The 423-nt window shown below is 61.5% G+C and carries 1 protein-coding gene; it reads right to left on the reverse strand.

What is annotated here, in order from left to right:
• Positions 1–423: phage tail length tape measure family protein (locus CIL03_RS19440; protein WP_206207726.1), on the reverse strand; the 423-nt coding region annotated here is incomplete at both ends.

The raw sequence follows: 423 nt of genomic DNA on the forward strand, positions 1-423 counted from the left end.
GACAGGACCAGCATACGATCTGCCGTCAGTCCCGCCTGATTGCCGGAAAGGACCAGCGTTTTGTTGAAATCGGACAGGGTTGAGTTGCCCTGATACCAGGCATACGCCAGCGCACCGGTCGCCACCGCCAGCGAGGTGGCCCCCACCATCGGCAGGGTGATCGCACCGGCAAGCCCCCTGAACATGGGGATCATCCCGCCGAAGGAGTCCTTCACCTGCCCCCCCTGTTGCAGCAGGATCAGCCACGGACTTTGCCCGCCTGCAAGCTGCGTGGCCACGTCGGTGAACTGTGCAGGCAGCATACGCATGGCGGCTTTATACTGCCCGACGGAAATCCCCGCTTTCTGTGCAGCCAGCGCCTGTCGGCTCAGCGACTGTTCAACGACTGCCGCTGTTTTTTTCGCATCACTTTCCGTACCAGAA

This window comes from Virgibacillus indicus (genome assembly GCF_002266285.1).
In the GTDB taxonomy this organism is placed as follows: domain Bacteria; phylum Bacillota; class Bacilli; order Bacillales; family Amphibacillaceae; genus Virgibacillus_K; species Virgibacillus_K indicus.